The organism is Pantoea sp. GbtcB22 (genome assembly GCF_019091025.1).
In the GTDB taxonomy this organism is placed as follows: domain Bacteria; phylum Pseudomonadota; class Gammaproteobacteria; order Enterobacterales; family Enterobacteriaceae; genus Pantoea; species Pantoea leporis.
The window spans coordinates 75538-99645 of record NZ_JAGXKB010000010.1; the positions used below are offsets into that span (position 1 = coordinate 75538).

Below are 24108 nucleotides of genomic sequence, written 5' to 3' on the forward strand. Positions count from 1 at the left end.
ATGGCGCTTGATATCTGGGTGGTCAGCTCCGGCGGGATGATCACGATGGGCCTCAACGCGGTCGCCACGGTAATGGAAAACGGCGGCTGGCGCAGCACGATCTGGGTGGCGGAGATGATCGGTATTGCCTTCTGTGTCATGACCTACCTGCGCACGCACAATCTGACCGCCATGTTCGGCTGGGGGTTAACGTTCACGCTGGTCACGGCGCTGCTGCTGACGCCAAAGGTGACGGTGGTGGTTAACGACCTGACCGCCCCGGACACCATTGGGCGCGTGGACAACGTGCCGGTGGGGCTCGCCATGCCGCTGTATCTGGCGACCGGCGTGGGCTATACGCTCACGACCACCTATGAAGACATCTTTCACTTTCCGGACGAGCGGTCCTACACCAAAACCGGGATGCTGTTCGCGAGCAAGCTGATGCAGGACAGCTTTACCATCGACAGCCGCAACCCGGTGCTGACCTACAACATGGGGGAGTACGCTAAAAACTGCGTGGTGCCGGACATCATGCTGAACAACAAGTACAGCATGCAGGACGTGATGGAGTCAGAAGATGTGCAGGCGCAGATTTTCAGCAACCCGAGTCCGCTGCGCGCGGTTTACTGGCGGGACGCCACGGGCACCACGTTCATGGTCTGCCGCGACGCGGCGCCTCGCTTGAAAACCCTGCTGACGGCGGAGAGCAATACCACCGGTACGACGTTTATGGCCCACGCGGTCCGCATGCTGCCGGGTAACAACGCGCCGCAGACGGTCTACGCCGAGCAGCTGGCGGGCTCATACGACTACTTCCTCGGCAGCAGCAAGTCGGCCCAGAGCATCATGATGCAGAACATCGCCGTTGCTGGCCTGCGTCGCGGGCTGAACAGCTACGTGAAGGGCATGAATGACACCGCCTCAATGGTGGATATCGCGTCCGAGCAGTCGCTGATGAAGCTGCGCCTGTCGCATGCGGTGAGCTACACCATCGCCACCGAAGTGCTGCCGCAGCTGCATACGGTGCTGCTGCTTTTTTGCATCTGCATCTTTCCGGTGATGGTCCTCGCGCTCTACGTGCGGGAAATCGCCTGGTCCGTTATCAAAAGCTACCTGAACTTTATGGGCAGCCTGATGCTTTGGCCGGTGATGTTCGCCATCTTTAACTTTGCAGTGAACTACAGCACGCAGAACAGCTTCCACGCTACGGGTCCGACGCTTTCCAACATGAACCGCCTGATGGAGACCAGCACCACCACGGCAGGTATCGCGGGCTGGTTGATGCTCTCTATCCCGTTCCTGGCGTTTCGCCTGTTCACCGGGCTGGGTCAGGGCTTTGCCAGCCTCAGTTCAAGTCTCGGCAGCGCGCTCAGCAGCGCCTCAGCATCTGATTCGGCGGCGGTGGCGTCAGGAAACCTTAGCGTGGGTAACGTGCAGCTGGACAACATCAACGGGCATAAGACGGATCTGAACCGCGCCTATCGCGAGGGCATGACCACCATGCAGCTGGGCAACGGCGCGACGCGTACGATGACGCATGACGGGCAGACAGTGTACGACTCATCCGGCGCAACCAGCCGTCTGCCGGTCGATTTGCACCTTGACCGAAACCTGGCAAGCGCTGCACAGCGATCGGTGCGCGACAGCATGGCACAGACTGAAATGGCGGCGCAGGGGTACAACCATTCGGTGCAGGAAACCGGCTCGCAGCTCAAACAGTTCCACGAGCAGTTCGGCAACAGCGACTCAACCACGCTGTCTTCTCAGACAGGTATGACTGTGACCGATGCTGAGCGCGTGAACAAAATGCAGAGCGTGGCGCAGGATTATGCGAACCGCAATCATATCAGCCTTAATGAGGCGTATTCTGAGCTTGAAGATAAAACCCGAAGCGCATCAGTGAATACCGGAGCACGCACTCAGGCGGGAATTGATTCAGGTAAATCATTTTTGGGTAAGGCAGGTGAGTGGGTGACAGGTGCTTCGATCAAAGGTGATGTTCATGGAGGTACAGAATTAACAGGAAGAACTGGTTCAACATCTCAAACCTCGGAGGGAGGACAAAGTGGAAATGACAATTCGCAAACCATCTCCGCTCGCGAGTCGCAGGACTTCAGTCAAGGAATGGATGTGCTACGTAACTACAGTACGACCTACAATGGCCAGCATGTAGTTAATAATGCCTCCGGCCTGATGAATCAGATCTCATCGGGTATCACCACGTCAGACAGTAAGTATGCGCAGTACACGTCCAGCCAGGCGCACACGCACGAAATGCAGAAAATGGCTTCTGAAACAGAAACGCTCAGTGCAGGCGCACGTGATAACTATACGCAGCAGTTTGTGCAATGGGCAATGCAGCGCTCGCCGGGTAATGCCGAAACCATCCTCACCAATACATCTGATGAAGGCGTTCAGAAACAGCGTGACGGACTTGTTCAGGAGTTCTTTGCTGAAAAACTGCGGGGCCGTATTGAAGGCAATTATGCGCAAAACGCAGGCCGCAACGGAGAAGGAATGGTAGCGCCAGCAAATACAGCAGGTGAACAGTTTGGGGGAGCGACTAACAGTGCGAATCAGGTTATTGAGGCAGGTGTGGACAGTAACAACATACGTAATGATGTCGCCAATGATGTTGAGGCACAGCAGGGTGTGGTTAATAATAAATCCAATGATGCCAGAGTGGCTGTTGAAGGTGTCAGAGACGAAACTGATAGTGGTATAGCCTCACGTATGGGAGAGTATACTTCGAGCGCGAATCACTTTAATGATGAAAAACAGGCTGCTGATAAGCAACAAGATGACTTATTAGTTAATCCGTTCAAGAATCACACACATAAAGATTACAAAGGGAATGGTAAGGAGTAATTAGTATGATGACATATGCGAAAATTGAGAGGGATTCTAAAGAGATAATTAGCTCCATAGGTTCGACTGAAAGCGAAGTGCCTAGTTTTTTTGGCATGTTTAGCAATGTTAAATATCACTTCTTTGCATACTGCATATTTGGCGCGATGAGCTATTATTCACTTCCTCAACCAAAAAATATCGCTTTATGGTTGTTCTTTGTGACTTTCGGTATATTTAACTGGCTGGTTATATTCTCGCTCACGGCATCTTATGCAAGCCTGTTCAACATGATTGGGGCGGATAAGCTTAAGAGTTTAGAACTGGCAAAAGTGATCAAAGGGAAAGTCAGGTCTTATGGCCTAGTTTGGTTCGTTGCTATAATCGTTTTTGGGCTGGCCAGCGTCCTCACTGAGTGGAGCATCCTTCCTCTTGTGATTGGTAACTTTATTGCTGTATTCCTGATCTTTATTGTCTTCAATATGGATATATCCAGATATCAGGTTCCAGCCATGATTGAGGCTGCAAAGGCCGCAAGAAACAAGTAAAAATAAACCTGCTCTAGATAGAAAATACTTACCTGATTTATTTCAGGTGAGCGTTTTCGCATCTCGCAATCTAAATATCCAGAGGTAAATGTGTTAATGCACTTAACCCCTTCGTTCTTTTTGAATTATTCAAATATCGCTGTTGATTTAATTGATGTCGAAGTTCCTGAATTGGGTCTGCATTTGCATGCAGAAAGAGATATTACCGTCAGGTTCCCTTCACCTAATAAACGCCTGCACTATGTGTGCCGTAAAAAAGGACGTAAAGCTATTCATGGCATCCTGATTAATACTGATAGGGCTGTGACTGACCTGACGGTTATTACCCGTTGGGCGGTGCAGGGGAATGTATCGGTGCACCGGGTTCATATGCATATTGTTGGCGACGATGATGCGGCTACGGACGCCATTCATCTGTGGAGCGGCGTGTTTAATACGCCGTTCAGGGATAAAACTCCGGCGGTGGCCAGAAACTGGATCCCCGCATCCTGCCAGCCACGCCTGAGCGTGAATGCCGGAGACAGGCCATCCGCGCGCGAACCGGCTATCTGGCGGCGCGCCGATTCGGCCGGCATTATCCGGCAGCAGACCGAATACTTCACCGCCGCCACGGTGGAGCCTGAACGGCTGCTTTCACCCAAGTGCAGCAATAACCGGCTACCGGTGCTGGAAGACGCATTTGACTGCAAGGTTCGGGACTATGCAGGGACGCTGCGCGTGCTGTATGACGCTCCCGGCGTAACGGTCTGTCCGCTGAATGAGTATGCGGAAATGGTGGAAAATGACCTGAAAGAAGAAGGACTGTCAGACGCGTTTACCCACATCATTGAGCCCGTGCTGCAGGATGTCAGGCCGATCTGCCCGGTGTTCTTCACCAATACCAACGACCTGATGAACAGCATTCAGCTCCACTCGGCGCATTACCGGTCGCTGAGTGACGCCGACAGTCAGTTTGTCCGCAATCAGATTAGCCAGCCGCTGTTTCAGGTTTCAGTCAGCTGAGACCGCCCGCCGCACTTCCTGACGCACCCTGCGTCCGAAGGAGTAGGCGGAACATCACGTCAGCCCAACCGGGCACGTTCGCACCGTAATTAAACCCCGCGCAGATACCTGCCTGGCTTTCGCCTGCCCGTAGCCCTGCGTACTCGTCTCATCCCTACATTAAGGACTTTCAATGAGCCTCAACGCCCGCGACTTTACCCAGGGCGGTCAGGTGATGAAATACATGATCGGCATGTTTGTGCAGATCATGAACATCGCCTCCTACTGGGTCGTGCTGTTTTCCGCTCTGGTATTTTTCAGCTGGATGCTGCTGCGCCTCACGCTGCAGGAGTTCGTTCACGGCAGCGCCTACTGGCTTATCCGCTGGTTCATCATGCCGCTGGCAAAGCTTACTGGCAAACACTCACAGGCGGGCTGGACCTTTCATTTTGAGCGACCAAACGGCGAGGTGGTGGCGTTCAAGCACACCGCGCTGCAGGTGATGAACGACCCGTACTTTGTGCTGATGGGGCAGCACGTCAAGGACATCGCCTTTTACGGCTGGGGTATTTCGGCGTTCAGCTTTGTGGCCGCGATCATGGCCATTACCTGGTTTCTGGGCAGCAAGGGGGCGAAACAGCGCGAGAGCGAGCTTACCGGCGGCCGCATTCTGGCGGCCAGTTATAAAGATGTGAACCGCATGCTAAAAAAAGCCGGCCTGATGTCGCCGCTCAGTATTGGTGGCCTGCACATACTCAAAGACTCTGAGATGCAGAATTTCGGCTTTCATGGCACCGTCGGGTCAGGAAAAAGTACGGCCCTGAACGACATGCTTCGCCAGCTTCGGGCGCGCGGCGATCGCGTCATCGTGTATGACAAAGGCAATAACTTCATCCCGACCTTCTATCGGCAGGACAAGGACATCATCCTGAACCCGTTTGATGCACGCTGTGCGCCCTGGGATCTGTGGGAAGAATGTCAGACTATTGGTGACTTTGAAAACTTCGCGACCTCGCTGTTGCCTGATAGCAGTGGCAGCAGTGACCCGTTCTGGGTGTTGTCAGCCCGATCGCTGTTTGTGGCCACCGCGCGTCGCATGGCGCGTGAAAAACACCGTAGCATCGCCGAGCTGCTGAAAAAACTGATGTCCATCAGTCTGGCCGATCTGCGTAAGTTCCTGGACGGTACGGACGCGGCGAACCTCGTGGATGGCAGCATCGAGAAAACGGCGATGACCATCCGCACCATTCTCACCACCTACGTGCGCTCGCTCCGGTACCTGCAGGGGCTGGACGAGCAGGGCCGCCGCCCGTTCAACATTCGCGACTGGCTACATACCGAGGATCCCAGCGGTGATAATCCGTGGATATTTATCTCCAGTGATGGCCAGAACCATAACGCAATCAAGCCGCTACTGAGCGCATGGATCTACATGACGATGGTCGGGATTCTTGGGTTAAAAGCCAGTCGTGAGCGCCGAATCTGGCAGTATTACGATGAGATCCCCTCCCTGCACAAATTGCCCATCCTGCCTGAGTTTCTTGCTGAGGGCCGTAAATTCGGCGGCGCAACCGTTGTCGGGCTGCAGAACTTCCCACAGCTTGAAGAGATTTACGGAACCAACGCCGCCAAATCCATCTGGGACCTGCTTAACACGCGTGTATTCTACCGCGCGCCCAGCGGATCGATTGCGGACTGGGTGCAGAAGGAAATCGGCGAGCAACGCCACAAGAAGTTCAAAGACCAGTACAGCTACGGCATCGACATCATCCGCGACGGTGTGCAGTTTTCCAAAGACGAGGTCAACGAGTTCCTGGCCAGCTATTCAGACGTGCAGAGCCTTAACGACCTTGAGTGCTACATCACCCTGCCGGGCGAATGGCCGGTGGTCCGCATGAAGCTGCCCTGGAAACCCTATCGGGAAATCGCGGAAGGGCGCATCCTCCGAAACGTTGAAGACGTGTTTGACCCGGACATCGAGGCAACGCTTGCAGGCGAGACCAGCGATAACGAGGCGGGCCAGATTGTGGGGCGGTTATTTGGTGACGCTGGTTCAGGCTCTGACGCAGAGGGAAGTGGAGTTGCCCCGGATGCAGCAGAGAGCAAGCCAGATGCGAAACCACCCGCAACGGCACCTACAGCTGAAACCGCAACACCCATCTCAGCGAAAACAGACGCTCAGTCGGCTCAGGAAGAAGCCGGCGGTCGTGTCACCGCATTCCCACCTCCTGTATCTGAGTCCACGCAGTCAGCCGCACCGGACAGCCCTGCGCCAGCAACAGTCGCTCAGTCCGAAAGCGAAAGGCCACTGCAGGTTATGGACGTGGTGAAACATAAATCCGCAGATTTTGGCCTGGACCGTAACTGAGGTGACCCATGTTGTCTGTTTCAACCATCAAAAGCGCCGGTAAAGCCGGTGCCTACTATACCAACGAAGATAACTATTACTTCCTTGGCGAGCAGTCCACCGAGTGGTACGGCACGGGTGCTGAAAATCTGGGCCTTGAGGGGCCGGTTAACCGCGATACTTTCGTGGCGGTGCTCGAAGGCCAGCTGCCGGATGGCACCGACATGCGGCGTATGGAAGGCGGCGTGAACAAACACCGTCCCGGCTATGACCTGACCTTTTCAGCGCCTAAAAGTGCCTCGGTGCTGGCGCTGGTGACGGGCGACAGCTTCCTCGTGGACGCGCACAAGGAGGCCGTGCGTCGCACGCTGGATGAGGTGGAGAAGCTCGCCACCACGCGCACCATGACCGACGGCATCACTGAAATGGAGAAAACCGGCAACCTGGTGATTGCGACCTTCATGCACGACACCAGCCGCAATCTGGAACCTCAGATGCACACGCACGCGGTTGTGGCAAACACCACGCTCTCACAGAACGGCTGGAAAACGCTGTCCACCGACATCAACGGAAAGCAGGGTTTTACGGACGTGATGTGGAATGAGCAGGTCAGCATCGGGGCGCTGTATCGGGGGCATTTCCGTTCCATCATCGAACCAGCGGGCTACCAGACCGAAGACACCGGTCCGCGCGGCGAGTGGGATATCTCCGGCGTGCCGGTAAAGCCTTTTTCATCACGCCGTCAGGACATCATCGATCTCGTGGGTGAAGACGCTACGGCGAAGCAAAAAAGCATGGCCGCGCTGGATTCCAGGCAGGCCAAGCACTTCGAAGATCCGGAGATGCTGCGTGAGCACTGGCAGTCGGTGCTGAAGGACACCGGCTTTGACACTGAGGCGTTCAGAGAGAAGCTGGCGGAGCGCCGCCAGCAGCGTGAAGCCGAAAGCGCCGGGCAGGAAAACAAGGCCGCCACGCCGCCGGTGCTGGAGGGCGCGGTGCGTGAGGCCATAGAACGCCTGTCGTCAAAAAGCGTGCGCGTGACCTACGACGACGTGATGACCAGCGTACTCAATCACGTTCCCGTCGCTCCGGGCGTCTACGGGCAGGCGCGTAGCGCCATCGATACCGCCATTGGACGCGGCCAGCTGATCGCCGTGGACAAGAACCAGACGCTGTTCACCACCGCCGCCCACGTCCGGGATGAGGCGCGTCTGGCCCAACTGGCCGGTGGGCTGGCGGAAAAGCAGGGCAGACTGACGGCACGGGCGGGCGAGCGGGGCGTGCTGGCGCAGGTGGCCGACGCCGATCGCGCGGTGTCACTGATTGACGTGCGCGGCGGCACGCAGTTCATCAGCGAGCTCCACCGCAGCATCATGGCGATGGCCAGCGAGAGCAAACGTCCGCTGATAGTGGTTGCCGCCGACGGGGCCGCGCGAAAGCGCCAGGTGGCGACCTTTGGGGATAAGTCCGACGTACGGATTATGACGGCGGAGGAGATGCAGACCGCTGAGCTGCCGGTGCGCCCGCTGGTGCTGGTGGCTGAGGCCGAACGCTTTAACACTTCCGGCCTGCACGACGTGCTGAAGACGGTGGCGCAGAACGATGGCACGACGCTGGTGACCGATACTCACGCACGGCGCACGGCGGGCTTTGCGTCAGAGGTGCTGAGCGCAGCGGGCGTAAAGCAGTTTACAGCCTCACCGAAGACCGAAAACGTACGCGTGACGATGGTGCAGAAGGACACCGTTGAAGACCGGCTCAGCGTGGCGGCGCGCTACTACGCCCAGGAAAGGGCGCAGGGGCGGCCGGTGTCGCTGCAGGCGGGGAATGCGCGCATGCGCGACCAGCTGACGGCCCGTACCCGTGAGGTCCTGACCGATGACGGGCTGCTCGGACGAGTGCTGGGCGAGGCCACAGTCCGGGTACCGGTATGGCTGGACGCGACCAGCCGCAACGACCGCAGCGTGTACCGCACGGGTATGGTACTGGAGCTTCACGAGGGGCAGGGCCAGAAAACGGTGTTCACCATCGCCGGCGTCAGCGAGCGTCACAACCTGCTGACCCTGAAAGACGAAGAAGGTCAGACGCAGGGCGTGAGCATCAGCAGTATCGACAGCCATTATCGGCTGTTCCGGGAGAAAAAGCTGGAGTTGCGCGAGGGCGAGCAGCTGCGCGCCACGGCCGATCTCGGCAGCCGCGCCAGCAGCGGGGAGCGTCTGACCGTTACCGGCGTGAAGGAGGGACGCTGGCTGTTTAAGGATGTCATCACAATGGAGAACGCAAAAGGTGAACGCGTGAAGCTCGACCGCAACGCGCCACTGTACGCGGACTACGCCTACGCGGACTCTTTTGGCGCCATCCGGCGTACCGAAGGCAGCGTGATAGCAGTGCTCGCGGGTAAGGAGGTCAATGACACGACAGTGAACATGCTGCGCCGCAGCGGTTCTGACGTGATTGCCTTCACCCCGCTCGACGAGTCGGCCATTAGCCGTCGCCTGAAGGAAAACCGCCCGGTGGTCAGCGTGACGCAGGGCATCAAATCGCTCGCTGAGGAAAATGACCTCACGGACGCGCTGCGGGAGCTGGCGTCACGGAAGATGTCGCACCCGGAGCGCGCGATGCGGCTGGCCATCGAGAAAGCCACAGGCACCGACGTGACGTTCACGGGCGTCCGGGCGCTGGCTGGGGTGATTAACGCAGACCGCAGTATCACACCGGCACGAGCGGGTGAGGAGCTGTCGCGCCTGGTGCAGCGTGGAGAGATTTTTGCGCTTAGCGCCGAACAGGGTGCTGCCGGGAAATACATCTCGCGAGAGAACTTTGAGAACGAGGTGTCGATTCTGCGCCACGTTGTGGAAGGCAAAAACAGCGTGGAACCCCTGTTGAAAGGCGGCCTGAACGACGAGAAAGCCGCCGGGCTCACGGACGGGCAGCGTGGGGCGGGCAATCTCATCCTGACCACCCGCGATCGCTTTACCACCATTCAGGGGTATGCCGGCGTGGGTAAAACCACGCAGTTCCGCACCGTAGCGGCAGCGCTCTCCGCCGCAGAAAACAGCCCGGACATTCGCGGGCTGGCGCCCACGCACCGCGCCGTCAGCGAGTTGTCCGGCGCGGGTATTCCGGCTCAGACCATCGCGAGCTTCCTCAGCGAAAGCAGCCAGTGGCAGGCCGCCGGTCAGGCGCGTGACTTTCGCAACACCGTATTCGTTATCGACGAATCGTCCATGAACGGCAACGCGCAGATGGCCTCACTATTGAACGTGATCGCCGAAGGTGGCGGCCGGGGGGTGCTGAGCGGCGACCGTGATCAGCTGAAGTCGCTGGAGTCCGGTGCGCCGTTTGCGCTGGCTCTTGAACGCAGCGCCGCCGACGTGGCAGTGATGAAGGAAATCGTGCGTCAGATCCCGGCGCTGAAGCCCGCCGTGGAGGCGGTTATCGCCGGTAACGTCCGCGAGGCGGTGCGCATCACGACGGACACCAGCCCGCATAGCGTTCCGCGCCAGCCTGGCGCGTACATACCGGAGAGCAGCGCGATGGACGGCAGGGAAATGGCCGGTGAAGCGAATGGGCCAGGCGCGGACCTTGCAGCGAAAGAGGCTCCTGACCTGATCGATCTGATTGCGGAAGACTACAGCGGACGCACCCCTGAGGCGCGCGACAATACGCTAATCGTGGCGGAGCTCAATGCCGACCGTGAGGCCATTAACAGCGCGGTACACAACCGGCTGCAGACGCAGGGCGCGCTGGGTGACGGTGTCTCGGTGCCGCTGCTGGTGCGCGTGAACAACAGCAACGCCGATCTGGGCCGTCAGGCGTTCTGGGAAGCGCAGGTGGGCAACGTCGTACGCCGGGGCGAGCAGTATTTCCGGGTGGGTGAAACGGATAAGGAGAGCGGCGTGGTGCGCATCGACGGGCTCGACGGCGCAGGGGACCGCTGGCTGCGTCCCGCTGAGCTGCGCAAGGAGGACGTGGCGGTGTTTGAGGAGGTCACGCGGGACATCAGCGCGGGTGAGAAAATTCGCCTCACGGCGACGGACCGGGACCGCAACGTGCGTGCCAGCGACATGACCGTGGTAACAGATATTTCACGGGAGGGAAAAATCACGCTCGATACCGGCGACCGGCAACTCTCATTTGACCCCGCCGCGCGCTACGCCGACCGCCACATGGACTACGGCTACGCCGTCACCACCTACAGCTCACAGGGCGCATCGGTCAAATACCTCATCGGCCTGTTTGGCGAAGAGGGCGCCAGAGGGAGGATGGCGGCGCTGGACAGCACCTACGTAGAGCTTTCCAGGGCAAAAGAGCACGTTCAGACCTACTTTGACAACCTGTCCGGCTGGGCAACGAAGGTGGAGAGTAAAAGCGGACGGCGTCAGACGGTGCATGACGTGCTGATGCGCGCAGAGGACGTGCGCGCGGACCGCGAGATCCAGGCGTGGGACAAAAGCCTGCCGGTGTCAGGTACGCGACTCGCGGACCGGGTCGATCGGGACCTGACGGCCGATGCGCGTTTTATGTCTGGTCAGACGCCGGAAATGCTCTGGCCGGTAATCAATGAGCATGGCCGCCAGCGCGGGAACCTGCACGTTCCGGTAACGCCCACAAGCGGAGAGATGAATTTCTCCGCCGCCCACTATGAAGGGGCAGCGGACGGAAGCCGCATCGTGCTGCAGCGCGGCGAAAAGCACGGAAAGGTGCTGGAGGCTGCGGATCTCGCGGAGGCAATGCAGCTGATGAAGAACAGCCCGGAGAGCCCGGTCGTGCTCGCTGCTGACTACAGTGAACTCCCGGACAGCAGCCGCGCCGCTTCAGCGGCAGCAGCAGTTGCATCCGGGGGAGAGGAGCTGGATCGACGTGAAGCCGAGGCGCTGGAGAAAGCCGTTAAGGCCGCGCTGGTTCAGGAGGAAAATGAGCCTGAGCCGGCGGTGCAGGATGACGCTCGGGGAGCGCCAGAGGACAAAGACAGCGAACGCGAAGCCGCGCTGGCTGCGGCGCTGGCGGAACTGCAGGAAGAGGAGGCATTCGATTACCGCGACTACGACCTGTCGCCGGAGCGGGACGACCACGCAATGATGAACGATGAAGTCAACGTAATGCGCCATGAGCGTAGCGACCCTGAGCCGGAATTTGGCCAGAAATCCCATAAAACGATGGAGTAAACGCAATGACTGTAATGCTTGGCGCCGCGACGGCGATCGTTGCCCTGATGATGCTGTTCGCCTGGCTGCCGGAAATCCGCGAGCCGGGTTTGCTGTTACGCCGGTGGAGCCGGGGCAGTGACGGGCACTGTTCCGCCGGAATTCGTCAGGCAGTGGATGACGTTATCAGCGGCTTTGTGACTGAACACAGGCTGCCTGAGGTGGACACGTCGCGCCTGCGGGAGATGAAGTCGCGCCCGGCCATGATGCCGGTCACCCTCCTGCTGCATCCGCAGCTGGTGAAGCGGGGAAACGGGCGGTTTGTGCGGGGGCGTAACCTGACGGCCGTCATGGCGGCCACGGGCATAAGTGCGCTGATCCTGCCGCCGCTGGCGGGTATGGCGCTGCATGACGTGAGCCTCAGCCTGCTGCCTCTCCTGAATATGGTCGTGTTCTTCACGGGCGTGCAGCTGGTTCGGCAGACCTACTCAGATCTGAGCCTGATTAACGTGCTGGTAACGGGAAAACCTGATTAAAATCAAGGTTGCCGTTATGATGATAATCCGTATGGTAGGATCTTTAGCTGTGCGGTTTAAAAGGAGTTTGACTGAATGACAGATGCAGAATTTAAGCGAAAAACAGACAAGGCCTTTGCGCTGATGGTGGAAACGGGTTTACGTAAAAGCCAGCGTGTACCCTTTACCTATCGGGTGCTGTGGTCAATGGAATTGAAATTACCACCGGCCCTCTTTAACAGCTTCGGTGCAAACTTGCTGCTTCTCAGCACGTATTTCAGCGTTTTTTATGGGCTGATTATGTGGTTTATCACCTGGCATCCAGATGGAATGAGTCCTTCTGAAGCCATCATCACGTCGCTCCTCGCCGGCCTTTTCTATGGTGTCTGCATGGCAGCAGTCTTCCGGAATCGTCGTAAATCAAAAGGCCTGCCTGAGTGGGAGGAGCTGTAATGCTTCCTGACTGACAGATTTGACGGCCTGCCGCCCTGCGGTTGGCCGGTCCCTCGCGTCCTGGATTGAAAATCCCTCACGCTCTCGACCCTCAGAGAAACTTCCCGATGTTAAAATCTTTACTCTGGTGCTAAGCAGCGTAGCCGTGCTGGCGCCACTTACGTTTTTGCACGCTGCGTCCGGCGTAAATGTAGGTTTTTCCCCAGAAGGCAGCGCCGAAACGCTGGTACTCGGCGTCATAGACCATGCGCAGACCGAAATCCGTCTCGCCGGTTACAGCTTCACCTCTCCTGAAATTGCGTCTGCGCTAATTCGTGCCAGAACGCGAAGAGTGGACGTGCGCATTGTGCTTGATAATAGGGCGAACCAGAACCGCAATAGTCGGGCGGCTATCAATCTCCTTGCCGCACGCGGAATTCCGGTTCGCCTGAACGGCAAGTACGGCGCCCTTCATGACAAGTTCATTGTTGCAGACAGTCGCACGGTGGAAACCGGCAGCTATAACTACAGCCGGGCAGCTGCCCGGCGAAACAGTGAAAATGCGCTGATCATTGAAAACATGCCGGAACTGGCCAGCCGCTATCTGCAACACTGGCAGTCTCGATGGGACGAAGGTACTTCGTACCGGCTCCCGTACTGATACGCCTTAACGACCGTCCATAGCTTCAGATGAGCCTTTCGCCAGTGGCTTTTCTGTTAGCGTAAATTAGGCATATTACTGATTTGGCTTATGGTATTCTGCGGAAAGTCTTATTTTGCTGCAGGAAACGAGCATGGCAGCCCGCGATTCAGTAACATCACCCCCCGCTAAGAAAAACTCGCGCGATCGGAAGAATCCAGCTTCCGATAAAGAACGCACGCAGGCTTATCAGGCAAGAATGCGTGAGACGCATAAGGTGCTCAGAGTCTATCTTGAGAACGAGGTAAAGAATGCTCTCGTTGGCCTTTGCCAGGATGAGGGCATTTCACAGTCTGAACTCCTTGAGCGGCTCATCCGTGAAGAACTCGTGCGTAAGAGAAATTTGTGAATCATTCACGTTATTGCTCAAAGCATAACTGAGTGATAGATTACGGAAAGTTGAGAGTTGATGGCTGGCCACGCCGCAAGATGGCAGGGAATCTGAGGCGGCAGGACCAAATCAGAAAAGAAAAACCCCGATAATCTTTCTTGTTTGGCGACGCGACAAGATTACCGGGGCTTCCATACAACTGCACAGGACTATTGCCCTGTGCGGGGAGTATAGTTTTATGCCCGGAAAAAGACAATCCGTTCTGTGCTTACTCCTCCCGAGCAATATAAGCGCCGGGGGACATGGATAAGCACACGGTTCTCAACACATCTCCACGACCCGATAATCGCCATCGTGGCGATCACTCCACCGCCTGCAAATGCTCTAATCCAGAGTGGTTCGCGCCAAAAGGCTATAAGCGTCTCCCCGGGCAGATGGGGCATGCCATGAGCCGTCTTGTCGTAAAAGACAAACTCACAGGCAAATTGACGCTGCGCCAGCGCATGTCACGCCATCCTTATTTTGTTCAGCTGCGCGATGCAGCAGGGCGTAAACGTGATTTTCGCCCCGAGAAACAGGCGCTGTACGACGCAATGTGGCCGCTGTGTGTCCAGCGCGCGGATATGGCCACGTCCGTGGTGACCTTTAACGGCAGTAAACTGGCCGACGAACTGAGCCCGAAAGATGAAAAGGGGAGTGTTATTCCCGAAACCCGCGTTGAGCCCTGCCGGCTTTCACGCCTGTTTGAAGAGTGGGAGCGCTACGGCCTGATAGAACGGCCGGATCTGGAAATGGACCCGGCTACAGGCTACTGCATGCCACGGCATATCGTCCTGACCGATCGTTTCTGGGAGCTGTGCGGCATCGACATGGATAAATTCCTGGCAGAACGCAATGAACGCCTGGCTGCCGAAGCCGACGGCATCATCGAGCCGGGTACACATGCCTCCGTTCACGCCGCGCGCCGGCGGTGGTATGAACACATGCGTATGGCCACACTTATCAGCCGAAGGGAAAAAGCGTCAAAGCAGAAGCGCCGTAAGCGACTGAGCAAGTTACCTCTCGATGACCGGCGCAACGCGATGGCCAAGCTGCTGCGCGCACGCCCGTCTCATGCATGGCGCGACCTTTCACCTCAGGACTTTGACCGCCTGGTGTGGAAATGTCTGCGCCAGCTGGAGCTGGGCCTCGATTATGAGCCTGCATTGCCCGACATACCTGACATCCTTCACTGACATCGCCCTGCTATTTTAACCGTCTTCGCTGGCGGTGGTGGCGATCGTGGCGGATGCAGATTGCACACAGCAACGCCGTAATGTCCTTCCTCTGAAACATGAAAGGTGGCCACAGACCGTGCGCCGCCTTTTTTAACCACAGTTATCCGCAATCAGTATCCTGCGCTTACGGGCAAACAGAGTCACCATTACGCGCAAGACAGTCCTGACTTACGTCAGAAAGAAATAATCAAAGTAATAAAGGAGGTTTTCATGCAGGCCACTGGTGTGGATAAGCCTGAAGCCTTTATTTACGACGTCGCAACCACCAACAAAAACCGAAAGTAGCTTCCACCGGCAAACGATGGGCAATAAAACATTAGTTACAACACACAATGATATTCCTGTTAACAACCAGTACCGAGCCGAACCTGAAATCCTGCGCCCCTCTCAGCCCAGACCTGCGCCGTACCTGAAACCGGGTTGCCCCCACTGACCAGCCCCCGCCGCCCGGCCCGGAGGGCCGGATCAGTAGTGGCTGATTAATGGGTGTTGTAACTAATTAGTTCTTCGTTGCTTTAAGTGATGCCGCGGGTTTGTTCTTTCGTCTACGACCGTCTGGCTTCAGTGCGCCTGAAAGGCCGCTGCTTAAACGGCGGTCGGACAGGATGGTGTCCAACCGGGACTCAAAGGAACGAGCAAGCATACACTCGGGGGCATCAAACAACCTGAAATCTTGGAAGATTCTAACGATCGCCCTTCAACTTCATGTTAAAGCCATCAGAATCACTAAAAGTGATATACGTAATGTTCAGCCTTATTTGAGTGGATCACAGGAGATGAAGGCATTATATATTTTATCCCATATACAGGTGTATGATTGCGCGAGTAAACATTTAATGCCAAATGTAAAAGAGCCAGAAGTCAATCAGGATTATCTTTATTTGATTTAATCTAACCTACAGGATGTGATTTTGCTCATACTTCACTTGTCAGACATACATTTCCGCAAATCAGAAATTGCTACTGCCCAGGATCCGAACATTCATCTTCGAAACGAACTGATTCGTGATGTTGAAGAACAGTGTGAGCAGCTTGGCCCACCGGATGTCATTATCGTTTCAGGCGATGTAGCGTTTGCCGGTGCCCCTGAAGAGTTTGAGTTTGCCTCACAATGGCTGAGCGAGTTATGCCAGCGAAGTGGCAGCTCAATGAAATCTGTGTTTGTTGTACCTGGTAATCACGACGTTGTCCGTAGCCAGGCGGACAGCCTGATGGTTCAGTTGTTACACAAAGCAATCAAGAATGCAGGAGACCGAACCAGTCAGGAAATCGCAATGCATCTGAGCGATCAGGAAGCACAGCGATTACTGTATCAGAGCCTTGAAAATTACAATCAGTTTGCCTTTCAATTCTTCTGCGATCTTATGCCGCCGAATCGCACACGTGCCCGGCGCGATGTAACACTGAATGACGGGTCAACTCTGCGACTCTGGGGACTTAATAGTGCTTTTGTTTCGAGCAGCCAGGATAAACCTGGAGATATGTTTGTGGACCCCGCGAGTTTTCAAATTACCCGAGAAAGAGGGGTAGTTAATCTGGTTGTAACCCACCATCACCTATCCTGGTTAAGACAAGCTCAAGAGTTTGAGGATCACTTCAATTCCGTTGCACCAGTGCAGATTTTTGGCCATGTGCATCTCAACAGGATTGTAAGAAACCGAGATTATTTAAGGTTGACGGCGAGTGCTGCTAACCCGGACAGGTCCGAGTCGGGCTGGGAGCCTGGTTATAACCTTATTGAGCTTTCGGTTACAGGAGGGCCGGAAGCACGAGTCTTGCATACGCGGTCTCACGTAAGGATATGGCAAGCTTCTGCGGCAGAATTTAATGCAAAGATGGACCGGCGATCCTTTTCATTCGATCACGAGATTAACCTTGAAAATTGGCACCCCCCCGTTGAGCAGGTACGGACTTGCGATGATGTTTTAGTTGCTGAACCTGAAGTCACCGCCATGGAGTCCGGCAGGGGGGAGGCGATGGACAGTCTGAGAGATTTGGGGCTTCGGTTTTACCGGCTCTCCTTCAGTAAAAAACTTGAAATCGCAGGGCGTCTGGAGTTACTGGAGGAAGAAGATATGCGTTTACCTGATTTTGAACGCTTCCGGCGTGTTTTTATCCGTGCGAGCGAACGGGGCATTGTGCGGGACTTTGACCACGCGGTAACGGCAGCAGAACAAGGATGAAAGACCTGATATGACAAACTTTACCTTTGCAGATCGTTATTCTGAGGCTGGCTTGGAACCTAGGGCGGAAAAAATTCTGTTAAGAGAGAAGTCGGTAAAACAGATAGTTGAGACGATCAACAAAAAACAGATTTTAGATCTTGCCCGATTTTATTATGGCTGTTCGGACATTGATATGACCTGGTTCAGGGATGTATTTGCCGAGGCAGATGCTGGCTTCAGCATGGTAAATAATGACCGAGAAGCTAGGGTACTGTCTGCCATGGTGCTAAGTGCATTAATCAATGAGAATGAAAGTAAAGCGATTCTTGCCGTCAGCCTGGGTAGCCTGAGAGGGCTCAGGGCACCTCCGCAGTCAGAATGGCTTGTTTACGAGGCGGAAGAAGCCTTTTTAGCATGCGCGGTCGAAGAGCGTGCTGATGAATCTGTACTCTCTAAAATTTCACCGACGGGCGTGCAAAAACTCACCGATGAATTGGCTGCCGCTGAAGAGGCACCGGATATTGCCACGCTGGTATCTTTGGTGTCTCAGGTCAGAGATGAGGCTCGCTCTTCAGCAATGACGACCTCAAAGCAAGTTTCGGCTGCACTGGACGTCTGTTCACGCCAACTTTCGCTGATGCGTGAAGAAACTCAAATGCTCTGGTGGCTGACTAACGGGCACAGCAGTTTGCTCTCACGCAGCTTTAATACGTTTACGCCTGCTCAGGCTGCACTCCTTGGGGCAATGGATCTTGGCAAACTGACGACATTTACGCTACTCGGGCCTGTGGCTATCCCGGCAATGTTGGACAAGATCGTGTTGCTCGCGAAAAAGACACGTGGGGAACCTGTGACGTCACTTGATGCCCTTATTGATAGTTTTAAGACCGAGGACCGGGAGAAATTTGACATTTTTGACGGATTGCCGCCTGAACTTGCGCCCATTACGACTGCGATTGCGCTGGCAAACGCAACAGGTTCAGGCTTGTGGCATGAACGTTTTAAACAGAAAACAGGCATGGAGGCGACGCTGTCTCTGTCTGCGGTAACCATGGCTGAACAGCTTTATCGTGAGCATTTGCTGGGGCAACTGATTGATGGATGACGCTAATAAAGTGGATGCCGTTACCGGCCCCGATGACGATGCTGACGTCGATGTCTTTGACATGCCTAATGGGGGGGGAGCGCCCGACGGTGATCCCCGATGGGCGGTGTTACCTCAGTCAGAAGTTTTATCCGTTGAGGCTGCGGATGATTTTCTTTGCTGGCGGGATGCAATGGTAGTTGCCATCGTGGGGGAGCGGAACGGTGGGAAAACCACGCTGGTCACTGAACTGTACAGCTGTTTTTTGCGGGGTACCTTTGCCGAAACGCTGTTCTGCCATAGCGTGAGCTTAATGGGATTTGAACAGCGGTGCTTTCAGTCTCGTGCGCAGTCAGGGGGGCTTCACCCGGAAACGCCCCGCACATCTAAGCAGGAAGGGCTCAGTTTTTTTCACCTTGGGCTGGCGAATGAATCGGATCTTAAACGTCATGACCTGCTGATATCAGAGCGTGCGGGGGAGGTCTATCGGGAGATCCGCGATCGTCCAGAGCGCGCGGCGAAAATGGTTGAATTACGCAAAGCGTCATCTGTTGTCTTTATCATTGACGGGGAAAGAGTTTCCTGCCCCCTCAAGCGACATGAAGCTTATTCATCTGTACGCCACCTTATACGCGCCACGATTTCTTCAGGCAACCTACCCGCACGAACTCAGGTGCAGCTTGTGACTACTAAGTATGATTTGCTGGAGGGCGAGGCATTTGCGGGTGCTCGGGAATCCCTAACTGAATTTGAGCGCTCCATCGGCAAGCTGGTTGCAGGTAGATATGAGGTGTCCAGTTTCCACACTGCTGCACGTGATCCGCGTCCAGGCGCGGAACCTGCACGGGGGCTGGCGCCCTTACTTCGTAGTTGGCTTCGGCCGCCTGCTAAGATGTCATTCCGTGAAATTCCGTTGCCAATGCTCACAAATGAGTTTGACAGGCTGATGCTTTACAGGGAGAGCAGGTGAACACGAATTTTATCATAATGGGGCTTCCTGCGTCTGGAAAAACCACCTTTCTGGCGGCGCTTTGGCACTTGGTAGAGGCGGACGAAAAAGAGTGTCGCCTTAAACTGGATGGCTGCGACGGCGATTATACGTATCTTAATTTGATTGCGGAGGCCTGGCTGACGTTTAAACCAGTTCCTCGAACGTCGCAGATTGGTGATGAAGATGTCATTATTCCGTTAAAAGATAATGTAACCGGAGTAAGTGGACAGGCGTTTTTTCCAGACCTAGCGGGAGAGACGTTTGACCGGCAAGTTGAGGATCGGGTGTGTAAGCCTGAGTTTATTGAGGCACTTACGAACAAACGAGGTATTTTATTTTTCATCAACGCTGATGTGAAGGAAGACGCTTTAACTATTACAGAGCTTAACGCACGTATTCCGCCGGAAAAAACGCAGACATCTGAGGCTTCAGCAGAGGAGGCTGAACTTGTTGTCAGTCCTCGCGAATGGGCTCCACAGGATTTGCCTGCTCAGGTAAAGATAGTGCAATTGCTCAGTGATATGATTCGCCCGCCTTTCGTGCCTCTCAAACGTCGCATTGCCATCATGATTTCAGCCTGGGATCTGGTACGAGATATGCAGATGGCGCCAGCCGACTGGCTGGCAAAGCATATGCCGCTGGTGGCTCAATTTTTAAGGGCGAATAAGTCCTTTTTTGAGTCACAAATTTACGGAGTATCAGCACAGGGGGTAAGTCTTAAGGATCATACTGCGGTTAATGACGTTGCACAACGTTCTCCCAGCCAGCGTATACAAATAGTAGGACCTTTGTCAGAGGGACATGATCTTACGGAACCGCTAGTTTGGCTAATGTCGGAGAATGCATGATCGTTGATCAGTGTCTGTTTGGCTATGAGGATGGTCATCGACTTCTGGCCTCCTCGCTTCCTTTGGGAGAAGCGCTGTCGCTGCTGACTGAACTGAGCGACATTGCGCCGAACACAATTTTTGGTGAGTCCGAAGGATACTGGACGGGGTTGCCCGTAGCATCACTTGGGCGTTATGTTTTGATGCGGACGTGGCCGGCCCCTGAAATGCCACGCCCGGGGTGTGTATGGACACATGCCTTGCTGATAGAACCCATTCATCTAGAACTCTTGGGAGATTTATCCGTCCTGCAATCTGCTGCTCGGCGGCCAAAGAAGCCTGTCGATCGGAAGAAATACCAAGAAAGACTGAATATTGACTTATCCGCCATTCATGGTGCTGATAACGTAGCGGGTGGACATGTTGTAGAAACATTATTATCTGCGCTTTACAGCTCGCTTACGTCAACCATTGAAATCCACGAGCCGGGTGAGCTGGACTCTCCCCTATTTGCTGTCTGGTCTCAGCAGTGGCCCCGCCTACGCCGCAACTTTCGCTTTCAAACGGCGGCTTCTCGTGCCGAAAAAACGGTAGGCGCGGCACGCTTTGATGCACTCGCGCTGCTGGTTTCTGCTGACCGTTATCCTGTAAGGCTGAAAAATGACGGCCCGGAATGGTTAGACGTTGCGGCGAACGATGCACGTGGAGAGAGCGGTGCAGGACTGAGAGACTTTCTGTGGCGTTACGGACGAGATGTACGCAGACAGCGTGGTTCATTCCGGCCGCTCACAGAAGTGTTTTTACTGAATGTCCATCATGCAGTTGATGCCGCAGCGCAGGTCTTAAGGATCATCAGCCGGGCATTTCCGGAAGCGATTGATGCCCTTTACCTGAAACAGGATTTGATTGATGGTTTGCTGGTGCCGGGTGCACAGGTAGGGCTGATGGAATTCATGCTTAATGATGAGCCCGGACGAGAGCAGCTACTCCCCCTGCCAACCAAAGAGGGGGTGGCAAGACTAGGTTCACTATGGCCGGCACAACCTAGCGAGATTATCTCCTTGCTTGATATGACCCTGGCCAGGGAGGTGGCAGGTTGTAAACTAGCCTCCTTACTCCAATCCGCGCTGCTGGATTTAGTTAAATCTGAGAAGTTTTGGTGCGTGAGTGAAGATCGGCACGCACTGCAGGAAATGATTGTAAGAGTCGATCCTGCATTCCTATTAGCGTCTGAATCTTTAGTTGGCAATGAACGCCTTGCAGCACTGCTGGAATTTATTCCGGCCGGTTTGCCGGGGCTGAGAGAATTTATTGATGCGCTGCTATGTCGGAATAGCAAAAAACTAACGGAAGCCGTGTATGACTGCTTCTCCGTCATGGCGGCATCAGTGGTTATTGCACGCATGTCAGACAGAAAGCCAGATATGCAACCTCAGTGGAAGCAGGCGTTACTAACACGCCCGGGGCTGTTGTTCCGGGACGATGTGTTGGGGAATGTGTCTCATACCCATCTACTTTTAGAACTGGCTGAGCAGTCAGGATGGTTCTCGCCGGAAGTATTTAAGGCGGGAATCACACCTTGGTTTAAAGGGCTTTTACACGCAAAGAATGATATTGAAGGTGAGGATATGGAGACACTGGGCTGTTTTCTGCTCATCCTAGCGTGTCATTCCGGAGGGGAGGATGGGCTCCAGTGCGTAGAACTCTTTTTTAACGTTATTCATATTCAACTTATTAATTCTGCGCTGTCAGAGCGCGCCTCGGAGTTGCTCTATCCGTCTTTACCGGACATCGGATGGTTTCGTAACTGGGACCTGGCACTGCGTTTACGCTTCATTGTCGCGGAAGCGTTTATTAAACATGGCTGGGAACCGGCTCGCTATTTAACTCTGGCAAGGGCAAAGAAGGTGCGTATGCTGCTTGCCCGAACCATAGAGGAGTTGCCAGGAGGTCGTGCTTACACGGAGTCGGATTATGGATGATTTTACCGGTTAACGTAGCGTTGGGAGGTGGTGTAGAATTCAACACCTCCCTGAGTTCTTAAAGTTAGTACATTTATCCTCACAGCAAATAGCTCAACTTAGCACTCTCCTCAGTCAATTTTTACATGAGAAGATGAAATTACTTTTCTAACGAGTTACGTTCGCTCCTGAACTGACTATCATTTGGTTGGACTGCCATGAATTGGCTTCAGCTAATAATTATGATTAAACGAACTATTAATGGAAAAAGCTAATCTTTACGTAGAGCACCTTGCATGGTGTGGGCTCATTGCGTTGAATATGGCCCGCAGAGCGGGTAGCGTAAATTCCCTTGCACAGGAAAACATCTTTCTGTGCCGGTGGCTGGCATCCGCTGAAAAGAAGCGGCTGTTTCGCCGCGAACTGGCTGAAGATATCCGGTGGCTGCTGAAAGAAGGTAGGGAGAAGGGATTGCGTGCAGACTTGCCCGGGAAACTAGAGTATCTCTGGCGCGCCAGCAGTGGCGATCTGCTGGAACAGAATGACTTATTCAGGCTTCAGCACGTTATGCACGCCATTAACCTTACAGGTATTAATTATGGCGTGCTAACTGAAACCGAGTGGGAAGGGCGTCATGCGGTCAAACTGAGTCCAAATGTACCTGGGCTGTTTATCAGAAAAAGCGACCTGGATACGGGATTTAGCGAGGATGGACGTCAGGTTAAAACACTGGCCGTTCGAATCACCGCTGATATTTCGGCAGTTGATGCGCTGCTTACCCGGGCAGGATGGCAACGCGAATCACACGACAACACCGTTCCCTATCTTCATCAGCTGCGCACATGCTGAAAGTAAACATAAATCAGTTATCAGTGACGAATTTCGGCAAGGATCTCGTCTGACAAGCCAGTCAGCTCTTTAACAGACTGAAGGGGATACCCGCTTTTAAGCATCTTACCCGCGAGTTCCAGCTTCTCTTCGAGTTTACCTTCCTCGCGCCCTTTCATTTCTCCGAGCTGGCGGCCAATTTCGATGCCTTTCTGTTCCAGCTGCTGTGCAATCGTCATCAGTGCGTCCTCGTGCTGCGGCACCTTTTGTGCCAGGTTACGTACAAAGGCTTCAGCGTCATCGGTTTCGCCTGCCTGTATTAGATAGTTTATCAGCGATACAAGTTGCTGTCCCGTCAGATGTCCGGTCAGGAGCGTAGTGGCAAGCCGATCCAGAAGCTCCGACAAATCCCTGCGATGAATGTGTTTCTGCAGCAGGGTCAGAGCAGCCATACTACGATGAGACATTATCTCGTCGTCGGGGATGACAGTAACATCGACCAGGGGAAATGCCATACCGTACAACCTGGCTGCCATATCCGGGTCACAGAACTCCTGCAGCCAGTCTGTCGAATAAGGGTAAGGACTGCGCCGTCCGGTATAGAACAACACTGGAACTACAAGCGGCAGTTTCATATTTCCCGCATCGAGATGTCGCTGCATGGCTGCTATAGCGTAACGCATCAGGCGAAAAGCCATGTGTCTGTCGGGGGTAGACTGATGTTCAATAAGAACGTGGATGTAACCATCACCCTCTGTCGTTTTGACGCTGTAAAGTACGTCACTGTAGTAGGCACGGAGATCTTCTTCCACAAAACTGCCCGACTCAAGTTTAAGCGTGCTGAGATCGCAAATCGCACGAAACTCTGCGGGCACATGGAGTTTGATAAAGTCTCGCGCGGTATCAGGGTGGGTCAGAAACGCTTTAAATGCCGCATCGTGCGGTACCGGCGTCGTTTTTTTACTCATCTTTCTATTATCCCGTCACTCATGCGTTCCTACCTTTTTCATATTCAACTTTCTGTTAGTGCCGACTGTACAACGATTTACAATTAGTCCGTGCAAGAATGACATACTGAAGCGGATGAAATAAAGCTTTGCTGCTATGAGACGATAACATCCATTATCGCCGCTTTAACTGGTTTG

Annotated in this window: 17 protein-coding genes; 16 read left to right on the plus strand and 1 reads right to left on the minus strand. The window is 54.7% G+C overall.

Annotated elements, in window-relative coordinates; genetic code table 11:
- The 16 genes from traG (at nucleotide 1) to KVT28_RS22750 (ending at nucleotide 22984) form a co-directional block, all read left to right on the plus strand.
- A complete protein-coding gene (gene traG, locus KVT28_RS22675; protein WP_217550261.1) occupies nucleotides 1-2850 on the plus strand; it encodes a conjugal transfer mating-pair stabilization protein TraG in 2850 nt (949 codons plus the stop codon).
- Nucleotides 2851-2855: 5 nt separating this feature from the next.
- Nucleotides 2856-3377, plus strand: coding sequence for a hypothetical protein (locus KVT28_RS22680; protein ID WP_217550263.1), 522 nt, complete (start codon nucleotides 2856-2858; stop codon nucleotides 3375-3377).
- Between the two features lie 96 nt (nucleotides 3378-3473).
- Nucleotides 3474-4379, plus strand: coding sequence for a DUF6012 family protein (locus tag KVT28_RS22685; RefSeq protein ID WP_217550265.1), 906 nt, complete (start codon nucleotides 3474-3476; stop codon nucleotides 4377-4379).
- 172 nt (nucleotides 4380-4551) lie between these two features.
- The gene (gene traD / locus KVT28_RS22690; RefSeq protein WP_217550268.1) at nucleotides 4552-6726 is read left to right on the plus strand and encodes a type IV conjugative transfer system coupling protein TraD; all 2175 of its coding nucleotides are present in this window, start codon (nucleotides 4552-4554) and stop codon (nucleotides 6724-6726) included.
- Between the two features lie 8 nt (nucleotides 6727-6734).
- The gene (gene traI / locus KVT28_RS22695) at nucleotides 6735-11873 is read left to right on the plus strand and encodes a conjugative transfer relaxase/helicase TraI (RefSeq protein WP_217550270.1); all 5139 of its coding nucleotides are present in this window, start codon (nucleotides 6735-6737) and stop codon (nucleotides 11871-11873) included.
- 5 nt (nucleotides 11874-11878) lie between these two features.
- Nucleotides 11879-12388, plus strand: coding sequence for a hypothetical protein (locus KVT28_RS22700; protein WP_217550272.1), 510 nt, complete (start codon nucleotides 11879-11881; stop codon nucleotides 12386-12388).
- Nucleotides 12389-12463: 75 nt separating this feature from the next.
- Nucleotides 12464-12820: a DUF6404 family protein gene (locus tag KVT28_RS22705; protein WP_217550274.1), complete on the plus strand. Its 357-nt coding sequence runs from the start codon at nucleotides 12464-12466 to the stop codon at nucleotides 12818-12820.
- Between the two features lie 145 nt (nucleotides 12821-12965).
- A complete protein-coding gene (locus tag KVT28_RS22710) occupies nucleotides 12966-13460 on the plus strand; it encodes a phospholipase D family protein (RefSeq protein ID WP_368734934.1) in 495 nt (164 codons plus the stop codon).
- A gap of 133 nt (nucleotides 13461-13593) precedes the next feature.
- Nucleotides 13594-13848: a RepB family protein gene (locus KVT28_RS22715; protein ID WP_192415236.1), complete on the plus strand. Its 255-nt coding sequence runs from the start codon at nucleotides 13594-13596 to the stop codon at nucleotides 13846-13848.
- 284 nt (nucleotides 13849-14132) lie between these two features.
- Complete coding sequence (gene repA / locus KVT28_RS22720) at nucleotides 14133-15065, plus strand: plasmid replication initiator RepA (protein ID WP_217550276.1); 933 nt, start codon at nucleotides 14133-14135, stop codon at nucleotides 15063-15065.
- A 953-nt stretch (nucleotides 15066-16018) separates the two neighbouring features.
- Entirely contained in the window at nucleotides 16019-17290 is a 1272-nt protein-coding gene (locus tag KVT28_RS22725; RefSeq protein ID WP_217550278.1) for a metallophosphoesterase, read from the plus strand.
- A 10-nt stretch (nucleotides 17291-17300) separates the two neighbouring features.
- Nucleotides 17301-18377, plus strand: coding sequence for a GTPase-associated system all-helical protein GASH (locus KVT28_RS22730; RefSeq protein ID WP_217550281.1), 1077 nt, complete (start codon nucleotides 17301-17303; stop codon nucleotides 18375-18377).
- Nucleotides 18370-19326 (plus strand): hypothetical protein, encoded by a 957-nt coding sequence (locus tag KVT28_RS22735; RefSeq protein WP_217550283.1) that lies wholly within the window; start codon nucleotides 18370-18372, stop codon nucleotides 19324-19326. Before KVT28_RS22730 ends, KVT28_RS22735 begins: the two co-directional genes overlap by 8 nt.
- Nucleotides 19323-20195, plus strand: coding sequence for a hypothetical protein (locus KVT28_RS22740; protein ID WP_368734935.1), 873 nt, complete (start codon nucleotides 19323-19325; stop codon nucleotides 20193-20195). The genes KVT28_RS22735 and KVT28_RS22740 overlap by 4 nt, the downstream gene beginning before the upstream one ends.
- Nucleotides 20192-22156 (plus strand): hypothetical protein, encoded by a 1965-nt coding sequence (locus tag KVT28_RS22745; protein ID WP_217550285.1) that lies wholly within the window; start codon nucleotides 20192-20194, stop codon nucleotides 22154-22156. The genes KVT28_RS22740 and KVT28_RS22745 overlap by 4 nt, the downstream gene beginning before the upstream one ends.
- Before the next feature lie 240 nt (nucleotides 22157-22396).
- On the plus strand, nucleotides 22397-22984 hold the full coding sequence (locus tag KVT28_RS22750) for a DUF2913 family protein (protein ID WP_217550288.1): 588 nt from the start codon (nucleotides 22397-22399) through the stop codon (nucleotides 22982-22984).
- A 20-nt stretch (nucleotides 22985-23004) separates the two neighbouring features.
- Here KVT28_RS22750 and KVT28_RS22755 read toward each other — a convergent pair whose 3' ends face one another.
- Complete coding sequence (locus tag KVT28_RS22755; protein WP_217550290.1) at nucleotides 23005-23931, minus strand: Rpn family recombination-promoting nuclease/putative transposase; 927 nt, start codon at nucleotides 23929-23931, stop codon at nucleotides 23005-23007.
- Nucleotides 23932-24108 lie beyond the last annotated feature (177 nt).

Bases quoted from the DNA above. Each gene is read 5' to 3' on its own strand.
- KVT28_RS22680 (WP_217550263.1), top strand. From the start codon at position 2,856: ATGATGACATATGCGAAAATTGAGAGGGATTCTAAAGAGATAATTAGC.
- traG (WP_217550261.1), top strand. From the start codon at position 1: ATGGCGCTTGATATCTGGGTGGTCAGCTCCGGCGGGATGATCACGATG.
- traD (WP_217550268.1), top strand. From the start codon at position 4,552: ATGAGCCTCAACGCCCGCGACTTTACCCAGGGCGGTCAGGTGATGAAA.
- KVT28_RS22700 (WP_217550272.1), top strand. From the start codon at position 11,879: ATGACTGTAATGCTTGGCGCCGCGACGGCGATCGTTGCCCTGATGATG.
- KVT28_RS22735 (WP_217550283.1), top strand. From the start codon at position 18,370: ATGGATGACGCTAATAAAGTGGATGCCGTTACCGGCCCCGATGACGAT.
- KVT28_RS22755 (WP_217550290.1), bottom strand. From the start codon at position 23,931: ATGAGTAAAAAAACGACGCCGGTACCGCACGATGCGGCATTTAAAGCG.
- KVT28_RS22750 (WP_217550288.1), top strand. From the start codon at position 22,397: ATGGAAAAAGCTAATCTTTACGTAGAGCACCTTGCATGGTGTGGGCTC.
- KVT28_RS22685 (WP_217550265.1), top strand. From the start codon at position 3,474: ATGCACTTAACCCCTTCGTTCTTTTTGAATTATTCAAATATCGCTGTT.
- KVT28_RS22745 (WP_217550285.1), top strand. From the start codon at position 20,192: ATGATCGTTGATCAGTGTCTGTTTGGCTATGAGGATGGTCATCGACTT.
- KVT28_RS22705 (WP_217550274.1), top strand. From the start codon at position 12,464: ATGACAGATGCAGAATTTAAGCGAAAAACAGACAAGGCCTTTGCGCTG.
- KVT28_RS22715 (WP_192415236.1), top strand. From the start codon at position 13,594: ATGGCAGCCCGCGATTCAGTAACATCACCCCCCGCTAAGAAAAACTCG.
- KVT28_RS22730 (WP_217550281.1), top strand. From the start codon at position 17,301: ATGACAAACTTTACCTTTGCAGATCGTTATTCTGAGGCTGGCTTGGAA.
- traI (WP_217550270.1), top strand. From the start codon at position 6,735: ATGTTGTCTGTTTCAACCATCAAAAGCGCCGGTAAAGCCGGTGCCTAC.
- repA (WP_217550276.1), top strand. From the start codon at position 14,133: ATGGATAAGCACACGGTTCTCAACACATCTCCACGACCCGATAATCGC.